Below are 24,057 nucleotides of genomic sequence, written 5' to 3' on the forward strand. Positions count from 1 at the left end.
AAGTATCAAAATTATGCAATATAGTAGTCAAATAGTGCAAAGAGTCTGTGACCCAAAAATGGGTTGCAGGCTCTTTTTGTATACAAATGCATAGGGATGCAGAGATTCCCTTGAACAAGGCATGAAGATTTGACCGGAATATGGATAAACACAGGCCACATATGGAATGATTTTCTTTTGACTGTAATTAAAATCAGTTGTACTCTGACATAAAATGTGTATAATTATTCGAAAAAGAGATGAATTTAAACGTCATTACACTAAAGCTGTACTGCAAAACATTTCTTATCAGAGGTATTAAAAAGTTTAAATTGCGCTGATGTTAGCTCGGTGTTAAAATAATAGAACTATAATCAAAAAACGTCGTTTTATTTCAGCGACCGTGCCAGCGGTTGTATTGTTGTTATACTAGGCTGTTTGTCGGATTGTCCGATCAGCTCATCTCAATTCATGGTGTCTGCCTCAATGGCAGCGCTCTTAACCGGGACAGTGACAACTGTCGCCCTCGTTCATTCAGCAGGCTCTTATCGAAAGGCCAGCTCCTCCCGTTTCATTGTTGCCTGTTGCCTATGTTCTTGATCTTTCCGAAAACTTCATTATAGAAAGGTTGCGTTCCATGAGACACATCGGATTACCTCCCAAACAGGGTCTGTATGACCCACAGTTCGAAAAAGATGCATGCGGCATGGGTTTTGTTGCCAATATCAAAGGAGTACCTTCACACGACATTGTAAGTCAGGCACTGACCATGCTCAGTAACATGGAGCACCGCGGAGGACAGGGAAGCGAACCCAATTCCGGTGACGGAGCCGGTATTCTGATCCAGATTCCACACCGCTATTTTGCACAGGAAGCGGAACGTCTCGGCTTTGCATTGCCAGAACAGGGATTCTATGGTGTGGGGATGCTATTCCTTTCCCAGAACCCTGAGATTCGCAGCGCACATGAAGAGAGCCTCAAGAACATCATTGAAGAAGAAGGCCAGACGTTCCTGGGTTTCCGTGATGTACCTACTTTTGATGAAATGCTGGGACGCTCTGCACTTGCAGCGAAGCCTTATGTACGTCAGGTGTTCATTGGCAGATCGGCGGATATTAAGGATGAATTGGGATTTGAACGGAAGCTGTACGTCATTCGCAGACGTGCAGAGTTGGCTATTCGTTATTCGGCGGATGAAGCTGAAGGTGGTTCGTTCTACCTGCCAAGCTTGTCCTGTCGCAAAATCGTATACAAAGGCATGCTGACAACCGAACAGGTTGGACAGTTCTACCTGGATCTTCAGGAAAATCTCGTCGAATCCGCAATTGCGCTCGTTCACTCCCGCTTCAGTACGAATACATTCCCGAGCTGGGAACGTGCGCACCCGTATCGTTTCATGATCCACAACGGTGAGATCAATACGATGCGTGGCAACGTGAACTGGATGCATGCACGCCAGTCGTTGTTCGAGAGTGAATTGTTCGGTAATGATATCTCCAAAGTAAAACCGGTTATCAATCCGGATGGTTCGGATACGGCGATGTTTGATAACACACTGGAGTTTCTGTATCTGAGCGGCCGTTCATTGCCACATGTGGCCATGATGATGGTTCCGGAGCCTTGGAGCACAGATGAGGGAATGGACCCTGCCAAAAAGGCATTCTACGAATACCACAGCACGATGATGGAACCTTGGGATGGACCGGCAGCGATGGCCTTTACCGACGGTTTGCAGATCGGTGCAACACTTGACCGTAATGGTCTGCGTCCTGCACGTTATTATGTAACAAAGGACGACCGCATTATTTTGTCCTCCGAGGTTGGGGTGCTTGATATCGCGCCAGAAGAAATTCTCTACAAAGACCGCCTGCGTCCAGGACGTATGCTGCTTGTAGATACAGAGCAAGGCCGCATCATTGCTGATGAGGAAGTAAAAGCACTCATTGCAGCAGAAAATCCATATCAGGATTGGCTCGATGAGCATCTGATGGATCTGAATGAGCTGCCGGACGCACCGGAGCTGCCTGATCCAAAACATGATAATGTGACCCAGCTTCAACTGGCCTATGGATATACATTTGAAGAATTACGCAAAGTGTTGGAGCCGATGGCTTCAACAGGAATGGAAGCTACGGGTTCCATGGGTTATGATGCACCGCTGGCGGTACTGTCGGATCGTCCGCAGCGGTTGTATAACTACTTCAAGCAAATGTTTGCCCAAGTCACCAACCCGCCGATTGATGCGATTCGTGAAGAGATTGTCACGTCAACGGCAACAACGATTGGACCTGAGCGGAACTTGCTGAACCCTGAACCCGAGAGCTGTCGCCAGATTCGTCTGGATACACCGGTATTGTCGAATGAGGACTTCGCGAAGATTCGCCACGTTCGTCGTCCGGGCTTCCGTTCGATGACAATCCCGATCTTCTTTACAGCCAAAGAAGGCGCAGAAGGACTTCGCAAAGCGATGGAACTGCTCTTCGAAGCTGCGGATCGTGTCATTGACAAAGGTCATAACATTCTGATCCTATCCGACCGTGGTGTGGATGCCGAGAATGCGGCTATTCCAGCATTGCTGGCAGTAGCAGGTTTGCATCATCATCTGATTCGTAAAGGAACCAGAACCAAAGTCAGCATTTTGCTGGAATCGGCAGAGCCGCGTGATATTCATCATTATGCTTTGTTGCTTGGTTACGGCGTAAGTGCCGTGAATCCTTATCTGGCGTTTGAAACGCTGGATGACATGATTCAGCAGGGACTGCTGCGTGGCATCTCGCATGAAAAAGCTGTCAAAAACTATATCAAAGCCGCTACCAAGGGCGTTATTAAAATATTGTCCAAAATGGGAATTTCGACGATTCAATCCTATCGTGGAGCTCAAATCTTTGAAGCCGTAGGTCTGAAATCGGACTTCGTTGACCGTTACTTCACCTGGACGCCTTCCCGAATTGGCGGGATTGGACTGGAAGAAGTGGCAGCGGAAGCGTTGACCCATCATAACCGTGCCTTTACGGACAAAGACGGCAATGACAAAGTGCTGGACTCCGGCGGTGAATACCAATGGCGTAACGACGGAGAGGAGCATCTGTTCAATCCGCAAACGATCCATACACTGCAACATGCAGTACGTACCGGGGATTACAAACTGTATAAAAAGTATTCCAAACTTGTGCAAGGCGAAAATGATCAGTTGCTGACCATTCGTTCCATGCTGAAGTTGAAACCGGTCGGTCCTGCAATTCCATTGGATGAAGTTGAATCTGTGGAAGACATCATGCGCCGTTTCAAAACAGGGGCAATGTCCTTCGGTTCGATTAGCAAAGAGGCACACGAAGATCTCGCTATCGCCATGAACCGTGTTGGTGGTAAATCCAATACAGGTGAAGGCGGTGAAGATCCGGCTCGCTTCATTAAAGACAGCAACGGTGATTCTCGCCGCAGTGCGATCAAACAGGTGGCATCCGGTCGTTTCGGAGTTACGTCCAACTATCTGGTCAATGCCGACGAGATTCAAATCAAGATGGCACAGGGAGCGAAACCGGGTGAAGGTGGACAGCTGCCAGGACGTAAAGTGTATCCTTGGGTCGCTGAAGTTCGTGGGTCTACACCAGGTGTTGGTCTGATTTCTCCACCGCCGCATCACGATATCTACTCGATTGAAGATCTGGCAGAATTGATCTATGACTTGAAAAATGCCAATCCTCGTGCAGAGATCAATGTAAAACTCGTGTCAGAAGTCGGTGTGGGTACAATCGCTGCAGGTGTTGCCAAAGGACGTGCTGACATTATTCTTGTCAGTGGTTATGACGGAGGTACGGGTGCATCTCCGCAAGGTTCGATTCGTCATGCGGGAATGCCTTGGGAGCTGGGCCTTGCAGAGACACATCAAACACTGATGCTGAACAATCTGCGTGACCGTGTCGTATTGGAAACGGACGGAAAAATGCTTAACGGTCGTGACCTGGCCATTGCAGCACTGCTTGGAGCCGAAGAGTATGGTTTCTCTACAGCTCCACTCGTTGCACTTGGCTGTATCATGATGCGTGTTTGCCAAATGGATACATGTCCAGTCGGGGTAGCGACACAAAATCCGGAGCTGCGTAAAAATTACACAGGTGATCCAGCTCATGTCGTCAACTTCATGCGTTTTGTTGCGGAAGATGTTCGCGAAATTATGGCTGATCTTGGTTTCCGTACCATCCAGGAGATGGTAGGCCGTACAGATTGCCTTGAAACCGTGGAAGCTGTCGATCATTGGAAGAAAAAAGGTGTAGATCTGTCTGTCCTGCTGCATGTGCCTGAAATGCCGGAAGGCTCTGCACGTTACCGTACACAGCATCAGAACCACCAGTTGGAAGAAACGTTGGATATGCAAAAGTTGCTGCCATTGGCACAGCCAGCGCTCGAATCCGGTCAGCCGGTAGAAGCAGTACTTCCAATTACAAACGTTAACCGTGCGGTAGGTACCATCTTGGGCAGTGAGATCACTCGCAAATATGGCCTCGCAGGATTGCCGGAAGATACGATTCAATTCAAATTTGTCGGCTCTGCCGGACAAAGCTTTGGGGCCTTTGTACCTAAAGGCATGACCTTGACCGTTGAAGGGGACTCCAATGACTACGTGGGTAAAGGATTGTCCGGAGGTAAACTGATTGTGATGCCTTCACCAAAAGCAACATTTGATGCAGAGGATAACATCATCATTGGTAACACTGCTCTGTATGGAGCAACAAGTGGTGAAGCCTACATTCGCGGAATCGCAGGTGAGCGGTTCGCCGTGCGGAACTCGGGGGCCAAAGTGGTTGTCGAGGGTGTGGGTGACCATGGTTGTGAATACATGACGGGCGGACGTGTCGTCGTTCTGGGGGATACAGGTCGTAACTTTGCAGCCGGGATGTCTGGAGGGATTGCTTACGTTTATGATCCGGAAGGTACATTCCTGAAACGTTGTAACCTGGAAATGGTACTTTTGGAGCGTATCGAAGATGTGTCCGAAAGTGCAGATCTAAGGGGCATGATCCAGCGCCACGTTGCCAATACAGGCAGTGCGGCTGGTCAGCGCATTCTGGATAACTGGCAGCAATCGGTTGATCAATTCGTTCGGGTTATACCGAAGGACTTCAAACGGATGACTGAGCAGATTGAACGGATTCAGGCGACGGGACTGACCGGAGAGGCGGCCCTGCTGGCTGCCTTTGAAGCCAACATGCGTGAACTCGCACGTGCTGGTGGTTAAATCACCACCCCTGTTCGAATGCATGAACAGGTTGTCTTAAGAATTAAGGAGCTTTATGGCTGCCAAACCGGCGCCGTAGAGCTCCTATTTTGTTTTCGACAAAATTAGAACCCATACAAAAAACGCTATCGCCATGAGACGACAACATTGAGGAAGTTTCTCAAGTATAATAAGGCTAGTTTTGGAGTGCAGGGAAAGTATAAAGATAAGAGAGGTTAGCGGAATGAATATGAAGCATCCCAGGGGCGATCGTAAGCCGACAGGTAAATCAGTCGAAGCAACTCAGATGGACATCATGAAAGTTTTACTGCAATGCGGAATCGACCCGGAGCGTTGGAACCATTTCGTTTCCTCCGACAATAACAAGCGCCCTTGACAACCATCGACAACGAGAGAATGGAGGGAAATGAAGACAGTAAAAAAGCCCAGCAACCGGAAAGTAAACTTCTCGGACTGGGTCTTCTTTACGAAATTAATCCATACTGCGTTCCATCCGGACAAAAGCAATGAAACGACGAGCCTCTTCTTCGGTCAAGGGTTTACCATCAATCATCAGGCCGAAGCGTTCCAGCACTTCCTTATCCGATAATTCAAGGGAGTCGACAAATTCCCGAACATCCTCATCCATGACGACATCACTTTGTTTGGTACGACCAATGAGATAATCAATGGATACGCCAAAAATGTCAGCAAGCCTCGTTAACACTTCGAAATCCGGTTTACGTCGGTTCTTCTCGTAGTGGGAGAGAGCAGCTCTTGTAATATGAATGGAGCTCGCAAGTTCTTCTTGAGTAAGTCCCCGCTGTTCCCTTAATTCAGCAATGCGATTTCCGTAGCTCATAAGCTATTTCCCCCTGAACGCCATCAAATATATATTGAAACAATCCTGAGCCAAGTTTTTGATCAGGGCAGCTTTCCTGCATAATTGTAAAGCCTTAGAAGTACGAGTTGTATATAGGTCTGTCTAAGGACATCTCATATTGTCGTAAATCAAAAGAACCATGTCCAAATACCGCTTGACATGATACGTATTGTATCGTAAATTGGACGTATGGAGTTACAAAATGTATCATTTGGATATTTTAAGTATGAACAAGTTACCTGATCCATATACCTGTGAGAAGGAATAGAGGTAACTCTTGCAAGTTAATCCATTCTAAAAGGAATGAAGCCATGAATTCAATGATCCAGGAATGGGCTGATCTGAAATTAAATGTCCATATGTACATTCAGGAGTTTCATGGCCAATTGGTAGACCGCAAAAGACGCCCTGTGCTGTTACTTGGGATGGACACACGAGCGATCACCTTCCTGAGCGACCTGAATCTGCCGATCTCATCAGAGATGCTGATTGGTTTGGATGTAGAAGATAGTCATGTATGTGTACGACTCCACGCAAGGTTGCAATGGAAACAGCCTTTCGGTGAGCTCACATTGTATCATTCAAGCTTGCATATTCAGCAAGAGCAGACACTATATATAACTGGACAGTTAAATGCAATGATTCGTGAAGTTCAGTTTCCGACGGTTTCCCGTTTTCAGTATGAGAAGGCATCGGAACAACCTGCCTTGCAAGAAAGCTATCATTATATTGATTTTATCATATGAGTTGAACACATTCTAAACATATTCTGAACAAGCATGTACTTAACGCCATTTTACTATATTTCATAGCGTTATGCATTAGTTCTTTAACACCAAAAGCAATTTGCGCAATGAATACAGGGGCGAGGGGGATCATACATTGAGGAAGTTTGGATATGGTTGAAATGCACTGCCACATTTTATCCGGTCTGGATGATGGCCCTGTTCATATGGAACAGTCCATTGCGATGGCTGAGAAGGCGGCAGCCTCAGGAATTACCTCGATCATTGCTACTCCGCATCACCTGAACGGGCAGTACAACAATCAACCCAACGTGGTTAATCAGGCAGTGGATCTGCTTCGAGCAGAACTTCGCAAAAGCAACATTCGCTTGGAGATCCGCCCCGGACAGGAGATCAGGGTGCATGATAACCTGATTGGAGACTTATATGCAGGAAAATGCTGCACACTCGCCGGGAGTCGTTATATGTTGCTGGAATTGCCCTTTGGCCATATTCCCTCGCAGTTCCCCGGGATACTCCATGAACTTAGAATAGCGGGTATCATTCCAATCATCGCTCATCCCGAACGCAATCGTCTAATTCAAAATAATCCTGATTTGTTGGTTGAATATCTTGGGCAAGGTGCTCTATGTCAAATTACGGCCCAATCAGTCCTAGGACTTTTCGGACGAAAAGTTCAGAGATGGTGTTTTCATTTTTGCAAAGAAAACGGATTTCATTTCATTTCATCAGATGCTCACAATATGGAAGAGCGGACGTTTACAATGAAAGCCGCGTATCACCTGCTTGAACGCCGATTTGGAAATCAACTGGTTCAAAACTTGCAAAATAATGCGCGCTCGGTATGGAATAACCAAATCGTAAAGCTTGAAGTGCCCGTGATTAAGAAACGCAGCGTATTATTCTGGAAACGGGCTAAACATGTATAGAAGACACGTTCTTCATCATGATTGCTGACTTGAATGGGAGGAATACGAGATGGAGCTAAAAGAGTACATGCAAATTTTGCGCAAACGAATTTGGATTATCATTGCTTTTGTTGCTGTTGCTTGTATTGGCGCAGGTGTTAAAAATTATTTTTTGACTGTACCGATTTATGAGGCGAATGCCAAATTAATAGTTAACCAGGCATATAATGCCCAAGGTGTGCCAAGCCTTGATATTGGTTCAATTCAAACCAACATTAAAGTGATTAATTCCTATATGGAGATCATTAAATCTTCGGCAATCCTCGATAAAGTAGCTGCTACATACCCCGATCTTGGCATGAACAGCAACCAACTGGGCCAAAGCATTCGGGTAACCACCGCGAATGAATCCCAGGTTATGAGTTTGACCGCCACCGGTTTATCTTCTGAAAAAGCGGCGAAAACCGTAAATGCAGTTGCCAAAGTATTCAAATCCCAAATCCCCGTAATCATGAAAGTTGACAACGTAACTATTTTGAGTGAAGCCAAACCTACAGATTCCTCCAAACCCATCAATGTAAATCCAGTTATGAACATCCTGATCAGTTTCCTTGTTGGCCTTCTATTATCTATAGGATTTATATTCCTGTTGGAATACTTGGACGACACCATGAAGACGGAGGATGAATTGGAGAAAGAACTGGGTATACCTGCACTTGCTGTGATCTCCAGAATCAGAAAAGAAGAGGGTCGTTTTTCCAAGCAATCAACAACATCTCAAAAACAGGTAGGTGATGGCCAGTATGCCACGGTTAACCAATGAAAAAGGGACCCTTGTAACAATGGCTAATCCTAAGTCTACTTCATCTGAGGCTTACCGGAAGTTAAGAACCAATATCCAATTCTCATCTATTGATAGTCAGATCCAGACGATCATGATTGCTTCGGCATTGTCCGGTGAAGGAAAAACAACAACCATTGGTAATCTTGCAGTTACCTATGCTCAGGAAGGGAAGAAGGTTCTGCTGATGGATACGGATTTACGTAAACCTTCGGTACATCGCATGTTTAACGTGCCCAACCATGTGGGACTGACCAGTGTATTGTCCAGCCAATATAAGGTTACAGAGGTACTTCGGGAAACCGGGGTGGAAGGGCTGCATGTTCTTTCCTCTGGTCCTATACCACCTAATCCTTCAGAGATGATTGGTTCTCGTAAAATGACAGCCCTGCTCCAGGATTTAAAAGAAGAATATGATGTTATTTTGTTTGATACACCACCTGTTCTGGCCGTTACGGACGCATTGATTATTAGTTCGTTATGTGACGGTGTCATCCTTGTTGTAAGTGCGGGCAAGGTGAAGAAGGATCTGGTTAAAAAGGCAAAAGCCCATCTTGAACATGTGAATGCACGTATTCTTGGAGCCGTTTTAAACAACGTACAGGTGCCAAAGAGCCGTAGTTCTTACTATGGAGAACAAGCATAGCGAAGGTATGGATTGATTCACAAATATGATTGTCAAGGTCATGTCTACTATACCTTTATCAAGGTAGGCACTCGGTCACACTGTGGGTAGTGTACCTTAGACGTAGATCGTCGAGGGTGTGATGTGAGGATGGGTTTAATGCCCTTTTATGAAATTAAAAGTAAGAATTGCATCAATTTATTTCATGGTTTCATGGATTTAAATGGTCCAACTCATGCTTTTAAATAAAAAAATTAAATGGATAGGGTGGTATTTATGACTAAAGTGAGGAAAGCAATCATTCCCGCAGCCGGATTGGGGACCCGATTTTTACCCGCTACAAAGGCAATGCCAAAAGAGATGCTCCCTATTGTGGATAAACCGACCATTCAATACATCGTTGAAGAAGCTGTGGCTTCCGGAATTGAGGATATCATTATTGTAACGGGCAAGGGAAAACGTGCTATTGAAGACCATTTTGACAGCGCGTTTGAACTGGAGCAAAATCTGCTCGATAAAGGAAAGCTCAGCTTACTGGAAGAGGTCCGGAAATCCTCCAACGTTGATATTCATTACATAAGGCAGAAGGAAGCGCTTGGACTTGGGCATGCAGTCTGGTGTGCTCGGAATTTTATAGGCAATGAACCGTTTGCTGTATTGCTTGGCGATGATATTGTGGTTTCTGACGTACCTTGCACAAAGCAGCTCATTCAGCAATATGAGAAGGTTAACCAATCTGTACTCGGCGTAAAAACGGTTAGTCCAAGCGAAACCTATCGCTACGGAATTATTGATCCCCTGCATACAGAGGGACGTTTATCTTCTGTAAACAGCATGGTTGAGAAACCGCCACTGGGTTCAGCGCCTTCCAACTTGGCCATCATGGGTCGTTACATTTTAACACCTAAGGTATTCGAATACCTGGAAGAACAAAATGTGGGGGCTGGTGGCGAAATCCAGCTCACCGATGCACTTCAAATGTTAAATCGGGATGAAGGCATTAGCGCATATGATTTTGAAGGCTCACGGTTTGATGTCGGTGAGAAGCTGGGTTATATTCTGACCACACTTGACTTTGCTCTCAAAAATAAAGAGTTGCGTGCCCCGGTTCTGATGGCGATTGAAGAGATATTGATGAAGGAACAATTGAAACAAATGCTTGTAGCTGGAGGGGATAGTCTGTGAAACTTTCAGGGCCGGAATACTTTGGGAGTGGGGAAACCATAGTCAAGGAAGGTACTGCGGCAGTGCTTGAGCAGCCTTACTCACAACGTGTTGGCGGGTATACTGATGTGATGAAACCGTTCATCGATTTTGTTATAGCAGTTGTGCTGCTGCTGATTACATCACCGGTCATGCTGGTTGCAGCAATGATGATCAAACTTGATTCCAAAGGACCTGTAATTTTCAAACAAGAACGTTACGGGAAAAACGGAATCAAATTTAATATCTATAAATTCAGAACAATGCGTACAGACGCTCCGAAGTACAGTGCCTCCCCAACGGCAAGCAATGATCCGAGAATTACACGGCTGGGTAGAATACTTCGCAAAACCAGCCTGGATGAATTACCGCAATTGCTTAACATTATCAAGGGGGATATGAGCTTTATAGGTCCGAGACCTGAAATGAAGCTCATTGTTGAAGAAAGCTACACGGATCTGGAGCGCAGACGTTTTCTGGTGAAACCGGGGATTACCGGATTGTGGCAGGTAAGCGAGGCTCGCAAGGAGCCCATTCATCATAATCTGCAATATGATTTCCACTACATCGCCAATGTCTCACTGAAAATGGATATGATGATCATCTTTAAAACGATCGGCGTGATGATTAAAAGTAATACATTTTAACCTACTCTTTATATCATATGGAGCGTGATCCAATTGAAACATATTGTAGTGACGGGTGCGGCCGGGTTCTTGGGCTCACATCTGGTCAAATCATTAATTCATCAGGGACATCAGGTTACCGGAATAGATAATCTTTCAACAGGCGTTGCCAGTAATCTGCAAGAGGTGGCTCATAGCCCCCTCTTTTTTTTCCATGAAGCAGACGTTACGCTGCCCGACTCACTGGATTTCCTGGTTGAACAACCTGTGGATGAAGTCTATCATCTGGCTTCACCGGCCTCACCCAAATTCTATCAGGCAGATTCGATCGGTACGATTTGGGTGAATACCCGAGGAACCTACCATTTACTTGAACTGGCACGAGTCAAGGGAGCAAAGTTCCTGTATTCGAGTACAAGTGAAGCTTACGGAGATCCCGAAGTCCATCCACAGCCCGAGAGTTATCGAGGGAACGTAAATACTTGGGGGCCCAGAGCCTGTTATGATGAGGCCAAGCGTTTGGGCGAAGTTTTCTGCTATGAATACTACACGAAACACAGCGTTTCCGTGAAGGTGGCGCGTATTTTTAATACGTACTCATCCGGACTCCGGAATGATGATGGTCGAGTTATTTCCAACTTTGTGACACAGGCGCTGACAGGCCAGGATATTACGGTGTACGGGGACGGATCACAGACTCGCTCGTTCTGTTATGTGGATGATAACATCCGGGGATTACAACAATTGATGGCTGAAGACCAAGCGAACGGGGAAATTATCAACATTGGTAATCCCACGGAATATAGCATACTTGAAGTTGCTAATCTGGTTAAAGAACTTACGCAATCGGACAGTAATCTCGTATTTTTGCCATTGCCTGAAGACGACCCCAAGGTTAGACGTCCGGTGATTGACAAGGCTCGGGAGATTTTAAATTGGGAACCGGAGATTGGTCTGGAAGAGGGTTTAAAACTCACCATTGACCATTACCGGGCCATGCTGCAGGAAACTTCATGAAGCTGAATAAAGTGAGTTGAGATGCGTGCCAAAAATAGTGATTGCCCACAGTTTGTATCCGCCGCATGTTATTGGAGGGGCTGAAATATCTACACAGATTCTTGCCCAGACCCTTGAACCCAGTTATGACGTTAAGGTCATTACGGTAGGTGGACACAAGGAAGGCGAAGTGCGGACAGATATCGTTAACGGTATCGAAATTATGAGATTGCCATTTAACAATCGTTACTGGATTGGTGATTCTGCGAGGCAAGTATCTACTTCTGACAAAGTGTTATGGCGAGTTCGGGATATATTCAACATCAGGCAGTATCGACATATTAAACGATATCTTGCGCTGACACGTCCGGCTGTTATTCATACTCAGAATATTACGGGACTCAGTCTGGCAATTTGGAAAGCGGCCTTTGAACTGGATATTCCGGTGGTGCATACACTTCGAGATTTCTCACTAATTGAGCCTATTCAAATATCAGCATATTCCAGATTGTACAGACAAGTCTCCAAGAGATACAGCCGCTCGATCTCGTCGGTAATTGGCATATCCGAACACATACTTAAGACGCATACAGCACTGGGGTTCTTCGAACACGCCTCCAAACATGTCATCCATAATATTGTAGAAAATAATGATCAGGTACAGGAACTGTATGCTGGCAAAAAAGTTCGTCATGATCAGCCGCTTAACATCGGATATTTTGGACAATTGACCGAAGTAAAGGGTGTTCAATATTTGATCGAAGCTGTGAAAAAATTAGATGAGAAGGTTGCGGGGAAGCTGTTCATTCATGGGGATGGTCCAATGCTTCATCAGCTGCAGGAACTCGCCGAATCAGAACCACGCATCATTTTTGTGGGCAAAGTGGATAAAACACAGATTGCCCCTCAGATGAAGGAGATGGATCTCACCATCGTTCCTTCCACATGGGATGAACCTTTTGGGAGGGTGGTCATCGAATCGTATCAGGTAGGCACCCCCGTATATGCCTCAAAGGTGGGAGGCATGCCGGAGATTCTGCTGGATATCGGAAAATTTTCATTCACTGCTCATAGTGCTGATGCCATTAGTAAGGCGATCCTCCACTATTATGAGCTGTCCGAGTGGGAAAAAAGTCAATTAAAGCTTCAATGTTATGCACACAGCCAGTCTTTTAATGAAGATTACCTTCTCAAGGAACATGCCAGCATCTATGAGAAGCTAATCAGGTGTGGAGGTTAACATGTACATGACTTCTTTGGATGCCAAATCTCATCCGTATGTCCAGGTGAGATCCGAATCTCCGTCTTCCCTATTTACGGTGTCCATTCACTTTTTACTCATCTATCTATCCATCTACGGTTTGATATCCATATATGTAGATAATATTGTGATTCGCTCGTTGAAAGATGTAGGCATGGTGCTGATTTCCTTATTCGCACTTACTAGAGTATATCGTCAGCAGATAGCTTTCTTAAACCCGTTCCTGTTTATATTGACCTCCATTATAGTCCTGGGAGCACTGAACGTACTCATGGGTTCCAGCGTGGTCACTTTGATCTATGGCATCAAAATTACGTTTTTACCTTTGGTAATGTTATTTGCAGGCATGCTTATGGCGCAATATGGTGGAATCTATGCATTTGCTAGAACCAATCTGATTATTTTTATAATGCTGATTGCAGGATGGTTAATTCAATATGCCCTGGGTATAGAAAAGCTGATCACGATGGGGTTTGTATACGGAGTAAACATCAAAAATTATCTTGAGGGTGTACCACGTTTGTCTTCCATTACGTATTCACCTGATGGCTATGCGTATGCTCTGCTTATGACAGGGATCATTGCTGAACGAACCAAAGCGGCAGTGAACCATCGAATTTTTCGCATAGCTATCCAACTGCTGACGATCAGCTTTTTGTTATTGTCGACCATTCGATCGGCATTATTACTATGGTTCGTATATCAAGTGATTATGTTCTTTCTTCATGTTCGTAAATATAGCAAGAAAAACACACTGATCCTGGCAATTACATTTATGTTGCTCCCGGCAGCTGTATTTTTCGGGGGCAGAATGCTGCAATCCAAAAATCTCCTTTCCAGTTCTTCCTTATTGGATCGATTACAGACATGGGGAAGCAGTCTCACTTCTCCGTTCACGATGAACGGAGTCATTGGCAATGGCATTGGGTCGGTAGGGGCTGCAAGCCGGAGAACACATATGATGGGTTTGAATTCCAGTAATTTTGCGGTAGACAATCAGTACTTTTCCTTATACGAACAGACAGGTTGGATCGGACTCGTGTACTTTTCCATTTTATTTATGTGGATTGTCGTCTCGCTTGTGAAGCGAATGAATACTTTACCGGACTCGAATGGTTTGCGTCTGCCCCAGGTAGCACTTTCTCTTGGAGCAGGAGTGGCAGCAGCGAGTTTAACAACGAATGTACTTGAGTTGTTTCCTGCCAACGTTTTCTTCTGGATGGTCATGGGAATGGCTCTTTATCAGTATCGCGAAGCAGACGATATACCTTACAAAGCGGGTGAGCTTAAATGAAGGTTTTGCATATAGGAGAGTATGTTGTTGGTGGTGTAGCGACCTACTTAAATGAACTCGTCGCCTACCAGCGTCATATTTTTGATGTTTATTTACTGATGAGTGACTATAATTCAGCTTCTGATTTCGATTTGGAGTCAGATCGCATTTTTCGTTACAAGTACAAGCGCCACCCCAAACACTTTTTTTCAGCCATGAGGCAGATTCACCAAGCCATACAACGGATTCAACCGGATATTATTCATGTTCATAGCTCATTTGCGGGTATGCTCGCAAGGGGCTTATTTTTTATTACGCCTAGAAAAGCGAGCGTGTTTTATTGCTCCCACGGGTGGTCCTTTTTAATGGATACCAAACCATTGCACAGAAAGGCCTATTTCATGATCGAAAAAATATTGGAGTTCAAAACGGATTTTATCATCAATATTTCAAAGTATGAGCTGGAACAGTCCGTTCAATTAGGGATGTCTCCTGCCAAATCAAGGTTTGTGTACAGTGGTCTGCGGGATCGTAAAAATGACCAGCGACCAGAGCATTCTTCGCCCGTTATTCGTGAGGATATGGAGAAGACAAATGTCATTCAGCTCTTATTCGTTGGCAGATATGATCGGCAGAAAGGACTGGATCTCCTTCTGGATGTATTCGGTAAATATCCTGAGCTTCAGCAGTTAATCCGGCTATATGTCATCGGTGATAGCGTACTGGAGAAGAATGAGTGGAATTTTCCTGAAAATGTAGTTCGGCTGGGATGGGTGAACAATGCGGAAATTGATCACTATTACGAGCAATGTGATGCGATAATCATGCCGTCCAGGTGGGAAGGCTTACCTCTTGTAGCTCTGGAAGCCATGAAGAACCGCAAGCCAGTGATCGCAAGCAATCGAGCCTCTTTGCCAGAGTTAGTCTCACATGGCATGAATGGGTACATCTTTGATCTTGAACGACCCGAAGAGCTGAGAGAGATTCTAATGAATCTAGATAAAATGACCCTGGCTGCCATGGGAGAAGTTGGTCATGGTATTTACAAAGAGAAGTTTAGCTCTGATCGAATGAATGAAGAGTTCGTTAGTCTCTATTATGAAGCGAGGGATATGGGCGTTACCTTCCATGAGGTTCATCCGGCTTCACGCCTGGAAATTTCAAAGAGAAATGGAGAATGACATGATTAGAATATATATTAATGCCCGCTTCCTGACTCAGACCGTTACTGGGGTACAGCGGTATGCAATTGAGCTTATAAAGGAAATAGACAAACTCATTGAGGAGGGAGAGGTAGATGGAACAAGATATGAGTTTTGTCTGCTTTCCCCCGCCAATGTTATTACCAAACTTGAATTAAAGCATATCCGTCACCAAGTGATCGGCAGATTCAAGGGGCATCTGTGGGAGCAGCTTGAACTTCCGCTCTACGCAAGAAAAGGGTTGCTGATTAATCTTTGTAACACAGGCCCGGCGTTTAAGCGAAATCAGGTCGTTACGATTCACGATGCATCCGTATTCAGTTATCCGAAGGCCTTTTCTTTTGCTTTCCGTTCATGGTATCAGTTTTTAACCGTTAGGTTGGGGAAAATATCCAAAAGGGTGATCACGGTATCCAATTTCTCCAAAGGAGAACTGATCCAACACTGCAAAATTGCCGCGCAAAAGGTAACCGTCACTCATTTGGGTATTGATCATATTCATCACAGGCAGGCAGCTCAAGGGACACTGGAGAAATACGGAATTCAATCACCATATGTCCTTGCAGTCAGCACCATGAATCCGTACAAGAACTTCAAGTTGATTTTGGAAATTTTGCCTGAGGTGAAGGCGCAAAATTTGAGTGTGGTTATTGTTGGATCGAAAAATAGCAAGGTATTCAGCAATCATGCATTGAACGAATCGGATGGGGTAAATTGGGTGGGTTATGTGACGGACGAAGAGTTAAAAGCACTGTATGAACATGCGGCTGGCTTCATTTTCCCGTCATTGTATGAAGGATTTGGATTGCCGCCGCTGGAGGCGATGGCGCTCGGTTGTCCGGTAATTGTATCTTCTCGAGGGTCCATTCCGGAAGTATGTGGGGATGCTGGACTTTACTTTGATCCTCATCACCCGCAAGAAGCTGCTTCACGCCTAGTCGAGATCATGTCTGATCCGGAGCTTGGTCAGAAATTGTCCATTCAGGGCAGAGAACATTCGGCTTTTTTCTCCTGGAACAAATGTGCCAAGGATACGGTCAACGTTATTATGAGTACGGTGTAAGAAGGCTTTATGTTGTCTTTTAAGGGAGATAAGACCTATGAATAAAGTATTTGTTGCTATTGATTTCCCGCCTGAAAAAGGAGGGATTCATGATTATGCTTATGGACTTATATCTCAGATTCCGGCAGAAGAGACTACGGTTCTAACGAATAAAATAAAGAATGTTGCCGAATCTGAACAATTCGACCAGAAGACCGATTTCGAGATTATTCGAAAACGTATTTTTTGGGATTCCAATAAACTTCTGCTCATCCTCTCGCAGCTAATTCTGATCATTCAACTTATTCATCTGAAATGGCGCAAAAAGACCGACGAAATACATTTTGTTAACATATTCCCGGTAGGTATCGCAGGCCCGTTGATGAAGTTTTTTTTCGGGGTGAAATACTTTCCTTATGTTCATGGACTCGATGTGATGGGGATGGTGAACAGCAGGCTATTTCCACTCCTGTTATTCATTTTGAAGCGGTCCGACAAGGTGATTTCCAATAGTCAATATACCAAGTCCAAGCTGGTGGACCTGGGCATTTCGGAACAACAGATTGTCATTATTCCACCAGGATTAAACGTAAGCAAACTAAACGGCGGTTCTGAGTTCAATGAAGATATTCGGGATAAGTATGATCTGCATGGCAAAAAAGTAATGATAACCGTCTCTCGTCTGGTTGAGCGCAAAGGGCATGACGTTACACTTAAAGCTATGAGCCAGGTGATTGAGCGGGTTCCAGATCTTAAATATGTAATTTGCGGAGATGGCCCCCATAAAGAACAGTTGGAACGTCTGGTGAGACAGTACGGGTTGGATTCTGTAGTTGTTTTCACAGGGCGGACGACTGACCATGAGCTGCATCAGTTATATGAATGTTCTGATTTGTTCATTATGCCTAGCCGTGATATCAAAGAGAAAGGTGATGTTGAAGGTTTCGGAATTGTATTCCTTGAAGCCAACTACTACAGATTGCCTGTGATTGCGGGGAATAGTGGCGGCATACCTGATGCGGTAAAGGACGAAATAACCGGTTATCTCGTAGATCCAATGGATGAGAAGGAAATTGCGAATCGGATTGAAGAATTGATTACCGACGAGGGACTGGCCAGAACAATGGGGAATAACGGGTATGAGTGGGTTACCAATCATTGTCTATGGTCGCATCGTGGGAAGCTGTTGAAGCAATTAGCCTAAATTAAAAAATGTAATTGGGGTGAGATCATGAAGGCTTCAGTATCCATTTGTACACACAACAGAGCAGTAGACACGATGCAGGCTGTTGAAAGTGTTTTGAATGGGGATACGGGTGGTACAGATTACGAAATTCTGGTCATTGATAATCATTCAACAGATAACACCAAAGAATTATTCGACTCACTCAACTTGCCAGAGCATGTTCGCTATATTTTCGAGCCGCAACTAGGGTTATCTTATGCTAGAAATAGAGCAATCAAGGAAGCAAAAGGGGAATTTATTTTATTCCTGGATGACGACGCATTAGCGTGTCCTAACTGGATTAAAGAAGTCGTTAAAATATTTGATATGGATCCCCGGATTGGATGTGTTGGTGGGAAAATAAATCCCATTTGGGAGGGTGGGAAACCTGATTGGATCCCACAGGATATCGTTAGTTTGTACACGTTAATGGATTTTTCTGACGAGGTTGTTGAAATGCAGGCGCCATCTATTCCTTTTGGAGCTAACGTAGCATTCAGAATGAGTATTTTTCAGCAGATTAAACCGTTTAGAGAAGATTTAGGACGTGTCGGTAGTAATTTAATGTCGAGTGAAGAAAGTGAACTAATCGGTCGGGTTCGCTTAGAATATAAAGTTTTTTACAGTCCATACGCTATTGTAGAGCACAAAATAGCAAAAAGTAGGCTGACTAAACGATGGTTGCTACGAAGAGTTTATTGGCAAGGCATTAGTGATGCAACACGTTATAAGAAGAGCGGATGGGGAATATTCAAGCATACGGTAAGAATTGTTCAAGCGGCGTTTTTAATATTGATCTCATTCAATAATGTGCAAAAGGTAATGAGTGAAATGGCCAAGATATCTTATCGTAACGGGACGATTGTCGGATCTTTCCGGAATGGCAGAGGATTGAACACCTGATGAATATGGCCATTGCCAAAAATCCAAGACAGCGCAGTATGGTACAGACCATTCTCATGACCAGTTTTGCCAATATTCTCATTATGGCTGTAACGACTCTCACGTCTATTATCACAGCCCGCATGTTTGGGGCAACAGGTAAAGGGGAACTTGCGGCTGTACTGTTCTGGCCAGCCTTTATATCTGGTCTAGCTGCACTAGGTCTTCCAACCTCGTTAATCTACAATGTCAAAAAGAACAGAAATCAATTACCAACCTACATCAGCATGAGTTTTGCGGTTCAAATTCCTATCAGCTTAATAGCTGGAGTGGTAAGTTGGTTTGGTATCTCTTCCTGGCTGACCGGATACTCGGAAGCTGTCATTTCCATTGCGCGCTGGTATACGGTATCCATGGTTCCTGTCATGCTGTTTATGGGAGTGCTTGCAGCCGCCGCTCAAGGAACAGATAAATTTCATATTTATAATTTATCGAGGCTGTTTGCTCCCTTATTTAATCTTTTAGGTCTGGTAGTGCTATGGGTAACAGGGATATTGACGGTGGAAAGAGCGATCATAGTCAGTTTTGCAGCCAATGTACTAGTATTAGTATGTTACATGTATGCCATGCGTCAGCAAATATTCAGTTCGGTAAGCAAATTGGCTGGTCAGTTCAGAACCTGTATTCACTTATTCAGTTATGGCATTCGAGTATACGGTGTAGAATTGCTTGGTACTTTGTATAACCAGTTCGATAAAATCATTATTTTGGCTTTGCTTACACCCAAAGATTTTGGGCTGTATTCGGTTGTTTTTGCCCTTTCCCGAATGTTTAACGTGGTTCAGACTGCGATAACCAATGTAATCTTCCCGAAGGTCGCAGGCATGGAACAGCAGAAGGTTTTGACCCTTGTAGGCAGAGCCTTCCGAATCAGTATGGTTCTTATGACGATCATCATCATACCTAGTATGTTGATTGGTCGTTTTTTTATTGGATTATTATTCGGACCCGAATTTCTGGAGGCCAGCGGTGTATTTTATTTGTTATCTCTGGAATGCATTGTTGGCGGAGGATCATGGATCTTGGCCTCTGCATTCAATGCGCTAGGCAGACCGGGTGTAATCGTACTTCGGCAGATTGTGGCATTGGCTGTGACCATTACATTATTTTTTGTGCTCACTCCGCTCCTGGGTCTATACGGAATAGGGTTAGCATTATTGTTGGGTTCCTTTGTTCGCATTTTGATGTCTCTGGCATCAGTATCCATTATTTTCAAAATGCCCATGCATAAGATGCTGTACAACAAGGAAGATATTACTTTCTTAAAGGAAAGATTGAGAGAGAAAAATTTACTCAAAGGAGCCGGAAAAGATGTCAAACGTGCAAAAGATTCATCCCATGGATGAGTTGAAGAAACGGCTTGAATCCATTCTGGAGGTCATACCTCCCCATTCCAAAATTTATTATATTGATTACCCTGTTCATAGTAATTGTGGTGATCTCCTTATTATGAAAGGAACAGAGACCTTTTTTAAAGACTGTCATATTCACGTAACCCGTAGATATAGTGTTCATGATTTTAATGATCAGATTGAAATACCACGAGATCAAATTATTGTACTACATGGTGGTGGGAACTTTGGTGATTTATACGAAGCACATCAAAAATTGAGAGAAAATATTGTTCAGCATTATCCGAATCATAAAATTGTGATTCTTCCTCAGACGATATTTTACAAGGATCAATCCGCTCTCCGAAGAACCGCCGCTATTTTTAATCAACACTCAGATCTCCACATATATGTTAGAGATGAAACATCGTATCAACTCGCTTCTGAGAATTTCTCTAACTGTAAGGTTAACTTAATTCCTGATATGGCACATCAATTATGGCCAATTCAAGTGAAACATTCCCCTCGCAAAGAAAAGTTGAATTTTTTTAGGACAGATATCGAAAAGATCTCTCAACAATCTTTGATTTCAACAGAGCAGCCAGGGGACTATCTGGATTGGCCAACATTATATAACAGATATGAAAAGAAACTGATCTATTACATCAGTAAAGGACTAAAAAAGCCTTCGACAAGAGCCATTTCGCAATTTTTATGGATGAAATATAGTGATTATTTGGTAAACAAGGCAATTCGTTGTTTCGCTGACTATCGCATGATTCATTCTTCCAGACTACATGGGCATATCCTGTCTTGCCTAATGGCAAAACCCAATGTGCTGATCGATAACTCTTATGGAAAGAATTCGGGATATTATCGGATATGGACTCATGAAGTGAACACGGCAAACATGGATTCCTCCTCAAAAGCTAGCTCTCCACCTGCGCCTAAGTATATGGAAACAACCGCAACAGTATAAAAATCCGGGCTCAATGTGTGTAAAATATAGAGAGTGGAGTGATGACTATGAGAATCGTACTTCTCTCCGGTGGATCAGGCAAGAGATTATGGCCCTTATCCAACGATACGAGATCGAAGCAATTCCTGAAAGTATTGGAGGGCCCTGAAGGGCAGACGGAATCCATGGTGCAGCGGGTATGGAGGCAACTGCAGCATACGGGGCTAAGCGAACAAGCCACAATTGCAACGAGTAAGCCGCAGGTGGAGATTTTACGGAGTCAACTGGGCGATGAGGTTGATCTTGTCGTTGAGCCGGAACGCAGAGATACCTTTCCTGCGATCGCCTTGGCGGCGGTTTATCTGTACTCGGTACAGGGTGTAAGTCTGAACGAAACGGTGGCTGTACTTCCTGTTGATCCATATGTGGAGGAATCCTTTTTTTATAAAGTTACAGAGCTTGAAGATGTATTGGATGAGTCTGGTGCTGATTTGGCATTAATCGGGGTGAAACCCACTTATCCTTCAGAGAAATATGGTTATATTATTCCAGATCAACATGAAACTGAAGAACATATACAATACGCCAAAGTGTCACGTTTTCAAGAGAAACCCTGTGAAGCTGAAGCGGCAGAAATGATCGAACAATCTGCCCTTTGGAATTGCGGGGTTTTTGCATTCAAGCTGAATTATCTGATTAATCTGCTGATTTCCCTTGAGCTGCCAATTCAGTATGAGGAGATGCTCAAACAATATGGAAGATTACAGAAAATCAGCTTTGACTACCAGGTCGTGGAGAAAGCCAGTCATATTGTGGTTACACCTTATGAGGGGTATTGGAAAGACCTTGGTACATGGAATACGCTGACGGATGAGATGAGCACCCATATTGTAGGCAGAGGTGTAGTGACGAACAGTTCGGTAAACACACATCTGATCAATGAATTGAACATCCCGGTGTGTGTGCTGGGCGTATCCAATCTGATCGTGGCTACAAGTCCGGATGGAATTCTGGTCAGTGAGAAAGAGGCAAGTCCCCAGATTAAAGAGGTTCTTAAGGATAGCAATCAACGCCCCATGTATGAAGAACGCCGCTGGGGTTGTTACAAGGTGCTTGATTATACACGTAATGCCAAAGGAGAAGAGGTATTAACCAAACGCATTATTATTGGAGCGAACAAGAATTTCTCTTATCAATACCATCTCAAACGAAATGAAGTATGGACAGTCGTTTCGGGACAAGGCGAGTTGATTCTGGATGGTGAGCTGAGACTGCTGAATCAGGGGGAGATCATTTCCATTTCGGCAGGCAGTAAACACAGTGTGAAAGCCGTAACGGAACTCGAAATTATCGAAGTACAGATGGGCAGCGAGCTGGTAGAAGAGGATATCGTGCGAATTGAGATGGAATGGACAGATATTATCCAAAATTGTGTGAATTGGGGGAAAACAAGATGAATATTGCGGTGATTGGAACAGGGTACGTAGGTCTTGTATCGGGAGTATGCTTCTCGGAAATCGGCAATCAGGTCATCTGTGTGGACAACAATCAAGCCAAAGTTGAAATGCTCAATGAAGGTCATGTTCCCATCTATGAGCCTGGACTCAAAGAGCTGATGGCTTCCAACATGCAAGCGGGAAAACTGTCGTTCACTTCCAATATCGCTGAGGCCATTAACCAGTCCGATATTATCTTTATTGCTGTAGGTACACCCTCACTTCCGAGCGGCGAAGCCAACCTGAGCTATGTAGAGCAGGTGGCTGTTGAGATTGGAAGTCACATTGAGAGCTATAAAATTGTAGTAACCAAGAGCACTGTACCTGTAGGCACCAATGATCGTGTCCGCGAGCTGATCAGCAGTATGTCATCCCAGCCTTTTGATGTAGCTTCTGTTCCCGAGTTCCTGCGGGAAGGAACAGCGGTCAAAGATACGTTGAATCCTGACCGGATTGTCATTGGAACAAATAGTGATCGTGCGATTAAAATACTAAAGAAACTTCATCGGCCATTGACGGAGAATCTGGTCATTACGGATATTCGATCAGCCGAAATGATTAAATATGCTTCCAATGCATTTCTAGCAACCAAAATATCATTTATCAATGAAATCTCGAATATATGTGAAAAAGTAGGGGCCGACGTTACACGAGTAGCCGAAGGCATGGGCTACGATAAGCGTATTGGAGCTTCCTTTTTAAAGGCAGGCATTGGATATGGAGGTTCATGCTTTCCAAAAGATACACAGGCACTAATTCAAATCGCAGGCATGGTCGATTATGATTTCAGACTATTAAAATCTGTTGTACAGGTAAACCAGGATCAGCGTTTCCATGTCATTCACAAACTGGAAGAGGCGCTGGGGTCGTTAAAAGGAAAAACAATTGCAGTCTGGGGATTAGCCTTTAAACCGGATACAGATGACGTGCGAGATGCTCCAGCGATCGATATTATTCAGCATTTAAGCAACGCAGGAGCGGTGATAAAGGCTTATGACCCCATTGCAACTGCGAATTTCCGTAAAGAGGTAGATGTAGCCTCCATCTCGTGGGAAGAGAATCCACTCCACGCTGCTGAAGGTGCAGATGCCCTGTGTGTGTTGACTGAATGGAAGGAATTTGCTCATATTGATTTGGCAGAATTGGCCGAAGTCATGAAGGATCCCATTATGATTGATGGTCGTAATTTGTACAGTGCGGAACAGATTCAAACATCTAATCTTCAATATTATTCTGTTGGTCGTCCGGGTTTGAAGAAGCTTGAGGGGAAAACGGCAGCAATCATTTAATCAAACCAGTTATCAT

The 24,057-nt window shown here is 44.4% G+C and carries 19 protein-coding genes; 18 read left to right on the forward strand and 1 reads right to left on the reverse strand.

The genetic code is table 11. The annotated features are described in order from the left end of the window. Nucleotides 1–616 precede the first annotated feature (616 nt). On the forward strand, nucleotides 617–5,215 hold the full coding sequence (gene gltB, locus JNUCC31_RS21735; RefSeq protein ID WP_192264675.1) for a glutamate synthase large subunit: 4,599 nt from the start codon (nucleotides 617–619) through the stop codon (nucleotides 5,213–5,215). A gap of 472 nt (nucleotides 5,216–5,687) precedes the next feature. On the opposite strand, the gene JNUCC31_RS21740 is transcribed toward gltB, so the two are convergent. After that, nucleotides 5,688–6,056, reverse strand: coding sequence for a helix-turn-helix domain-containing protein (locus JNUCC31_RS21740; protein WP_062323802.1), 369 nt, complete (start codon nucleotides 6,054–6,056; stop codon nucleotides 5,688–5,690). Nucleotides 6,057–6,388: 332 nt separating this feature from the next. Here JNUCC31_RS21740 and JNUCC31_RS21745 point away from each other — a divergent pair, with 332 nt between their 5' ends. The 17 genes from JNUCC31_RS21745 (at nucleotide 6,389) to JNUCC31_RS21825 (ending at nucleotide 24,041) form a co-directional block, all read left to right on the forward strand. Next, on the forward strand, nucleotides 6,389–6,823 hold the full coding sequence (locus JNUCC31_RS21745; RefSeq protein ID WP_192264678.1) for a hypothetical protein: 435 nt from the start codon (nucleotides 6,389–6,391) through the stop codon (nucleotides 6,821–6,823). Nucleotides 6,824–6,975: 152 nt separating this feature from the next. Then, entirely contained in the window at nucleotides 6,976–7,752 is a 777-nt protein-coding gene (locus JNUCC31_RS21750; RefSeq protein ID WP_192264680.1) for a tyrosine-protein phosphatase, read from the forward strand. A 49-nt stretch (nucleotides 7,753–7,801) separates the two neighbouring features. Next, nucleotides 7,802–8,554, forward strand: a complete 753-nt coding sequence (locus JNUCC31_RS21755; RefSeq protein ID WP_192264682.1) for a YveK family protein — start codon at nucleotides 7,802–7,804, stop codon at nucleotides 8,552–8,554. Then, the gene (locus tag JNUCC31_RS21760) at nucleotides 8,535–9,218 is read left to right on the forward strand and encodes a CpsD/CapB family tyrosine-protein kinase (RefSeq protein WP_192264684.1); all 684 of its coding nucleotides are present in this window, start codon (nucleotides 8,535–8,537) and stop codon (nucleotides 9,216–9,218) included. Before JNUCC31_RS21755 ends, JNUCC31_RS21760 begins: the two co-directional genes overlap by 20 nt. A gap of 255 nt (nucleotides 9,219–9,473) precedes the next feature. After that, nucleotides 9,474–10,382, forward strand: coding sequence for a UTP--glucose-1-phosphate uridylyltransferase GalU (galU, locus tag JNUCC31_RS21765; RefSeq protein WP_192264686.1), 909 nt, complete (start codon nucleotides 9,474–9,476; stop codon nucleotides 10,380–10,382). Beyond that, the gene (locus JNUCC31_RS21770) at nucleotides 10,379–11,047 is read left to right on the forward strand and encodes a sugar transferase (protein ID WP_228469173.1); all 669 of its coding nucleotides are present in this window, start codon (nucleotides 10,379–10,381) and stop codon (nucleotides 11,045–11,047) included. Before galU ends, JNUCC31_RS21770 begins: the two co-directional genes overlap by 4 nt. A gap of 33 nt (nucleotides 11,048–11,080) precedes the next feature. Then, complete coding sequence (locus tag JNUCC31_RS21775) at nucleotides 11,081–12,043, forward strand: NAD-dependent epimerase/dehydratase family protein (RefSeq protein WP_192264688.1); 963 nt, start codon at nucleotides 11,081–11,083, stop codon at nucleotides 12,041–12,043. A 25-nt stretch (nucleotides 12,044–12,068) separates the two neighbouring features. Continuing rightward, nucleotides 12,069–13,262 (forward strand): glycosyltransferase family 4 protein, encoded by a 1,194-nt coding sequence (locus tag JNUCC31_RS21780; protein ID WP_192264690.1) that lies wholly within the window; start codon nucleotides 12,069–12,071, stop codon nucleotides 13,260–13,262. Between the two features lie 7 nt (nucleotides 13,263–13,269). Continuing rightward, nucleotides 13,270–14,577, forward strand: coding sequence for an O-antigen ligase family protein (locus JNUCC31_RS21785; protein ID WP_192264692.1), 1,308 nt, complete (start codon nucleotides 13,270–13,272; stop codon nucleotides 14,575–14,577). Then, the gene (locus tag JNUCC31_RS21790; protein WP_192264694.1) at nucleotides 14,574–15,737 is read left to right on the forward strand and encodes a glycosyltransferase; all 1,164 of its coding nucleotides are present in this window, start codon (nucleotides 14,574–14,576) and stop codon (nucleotides 15,735–15,737) included. Before JNUCC31_RS21785 ends, JNUCC31_RS21790 begins: the two co-directional genes overlap by 4 nt. Before the next feature lies 1 nt (nucleotide 15,738). Beyond that, complete coding sequence (locus JNUCC31_RS21795) at nucleotides 15,739–16,821, forward strand: glycosyltransferase family 4 protein (RefSeq protein WP_192264695.1); 1,083 nt, start codon at nucleotides 15,739–15,741, stop codon at nucleotides 16,819–16,821. Nucleotides 16,822–16,858: 37 nt separating this feature from the next. Beyond that, complete coding sequence (locus JNUCC31_RS21800; RefSeq protein ID WP_192264696.1) at nucleotides 16,859–18,004, forward strand: glycosyltransferase family 4 protein; 1,146 nt, start codon at nucleotides 16,859–16,861, stop codon at nucleotides 18,002–18,004. Nucleotides 18,005–18,031: 27 nt separating this feature from the next. Then, nucleotides 18,032–18,928: a glycosyltransferase gene (locus JNUCC31_RS21805; protein WP_192264697.1), complete on the forward strand. Its 897-nt coding sequence runs from the start codon at nucleotides 18,032–18,034 to the stop codon at nucleotides 18,926–18,928. A 5-nt stretch (nucleotides 18,929–18,933) separates the two neighbouring features. Beyond that, nucleotides 18,934–20,313, forward strand: a complete 1,380-nt coding sequence (locus tag JNUCC31_RS21810; RefSeq protein WP_323374338.1) for a lipopolysaccharide biosynthesis protein — start codon at nucleotides 18,934–18,936, stop codon at nucleotides 20,311–20,313. Beyond that, nucleotides 20,279–21,277 (forward strand): polysaccharide pyruvyl transferase family protein, encoded by a 999-nt coding sequence (locus JNUCC31_RS21815; protein ID WP_192264699.1) that lies wholly within the window; start codon nucleotides 20,279–20,281, stop codon nucleotides 21,275–21,277. The genes JNUCC31_RS21810 and JNUCC31_RS21815 overlap by 35 nt, the downstream gene beginning before the upstream one ends. Before the next feature lie 47 nt (nucleotides 21,278–21,324). Further along, on the forward strand, nucleotides 21,325–22,713 hold the full coding sequence (locus tag JNUCC31_RS21820; RefSeq protein ID WP_192264700.1) for a sugar phosphate nucleotidyltransferase: 1,389 nt from the start codon (nucleotides 21,325–21,327) through the stop codon (nucleotides 22,711–22,713). Then, a complete protein-coding gene (locus JNUCC31_RS21825; RefSeq protein ID WP_192264701.1) occupies nucleotides 22,710–24,041 on the forward strand; it encodes a UDP-glucose dehydrogenase family protein in 1,332 nt (443 codons plus the stop codon). Before JNUCC31_RS21820 ends, JNUCC31_RS21825 begins: the two co-directional genes overlap by 4 nt. Nucleotides 24,042–24,057: the final 16 nt, after the last annotated feature.

The organism is Paenibacillus sp. JNUCC-31 (assembly GCF_014844075.1).
Taxonomy (GTDB): Bacteria; Bacillota; Bacilli; order Paenibacillales; family Paenibacillaceae; genus Paenibacillus.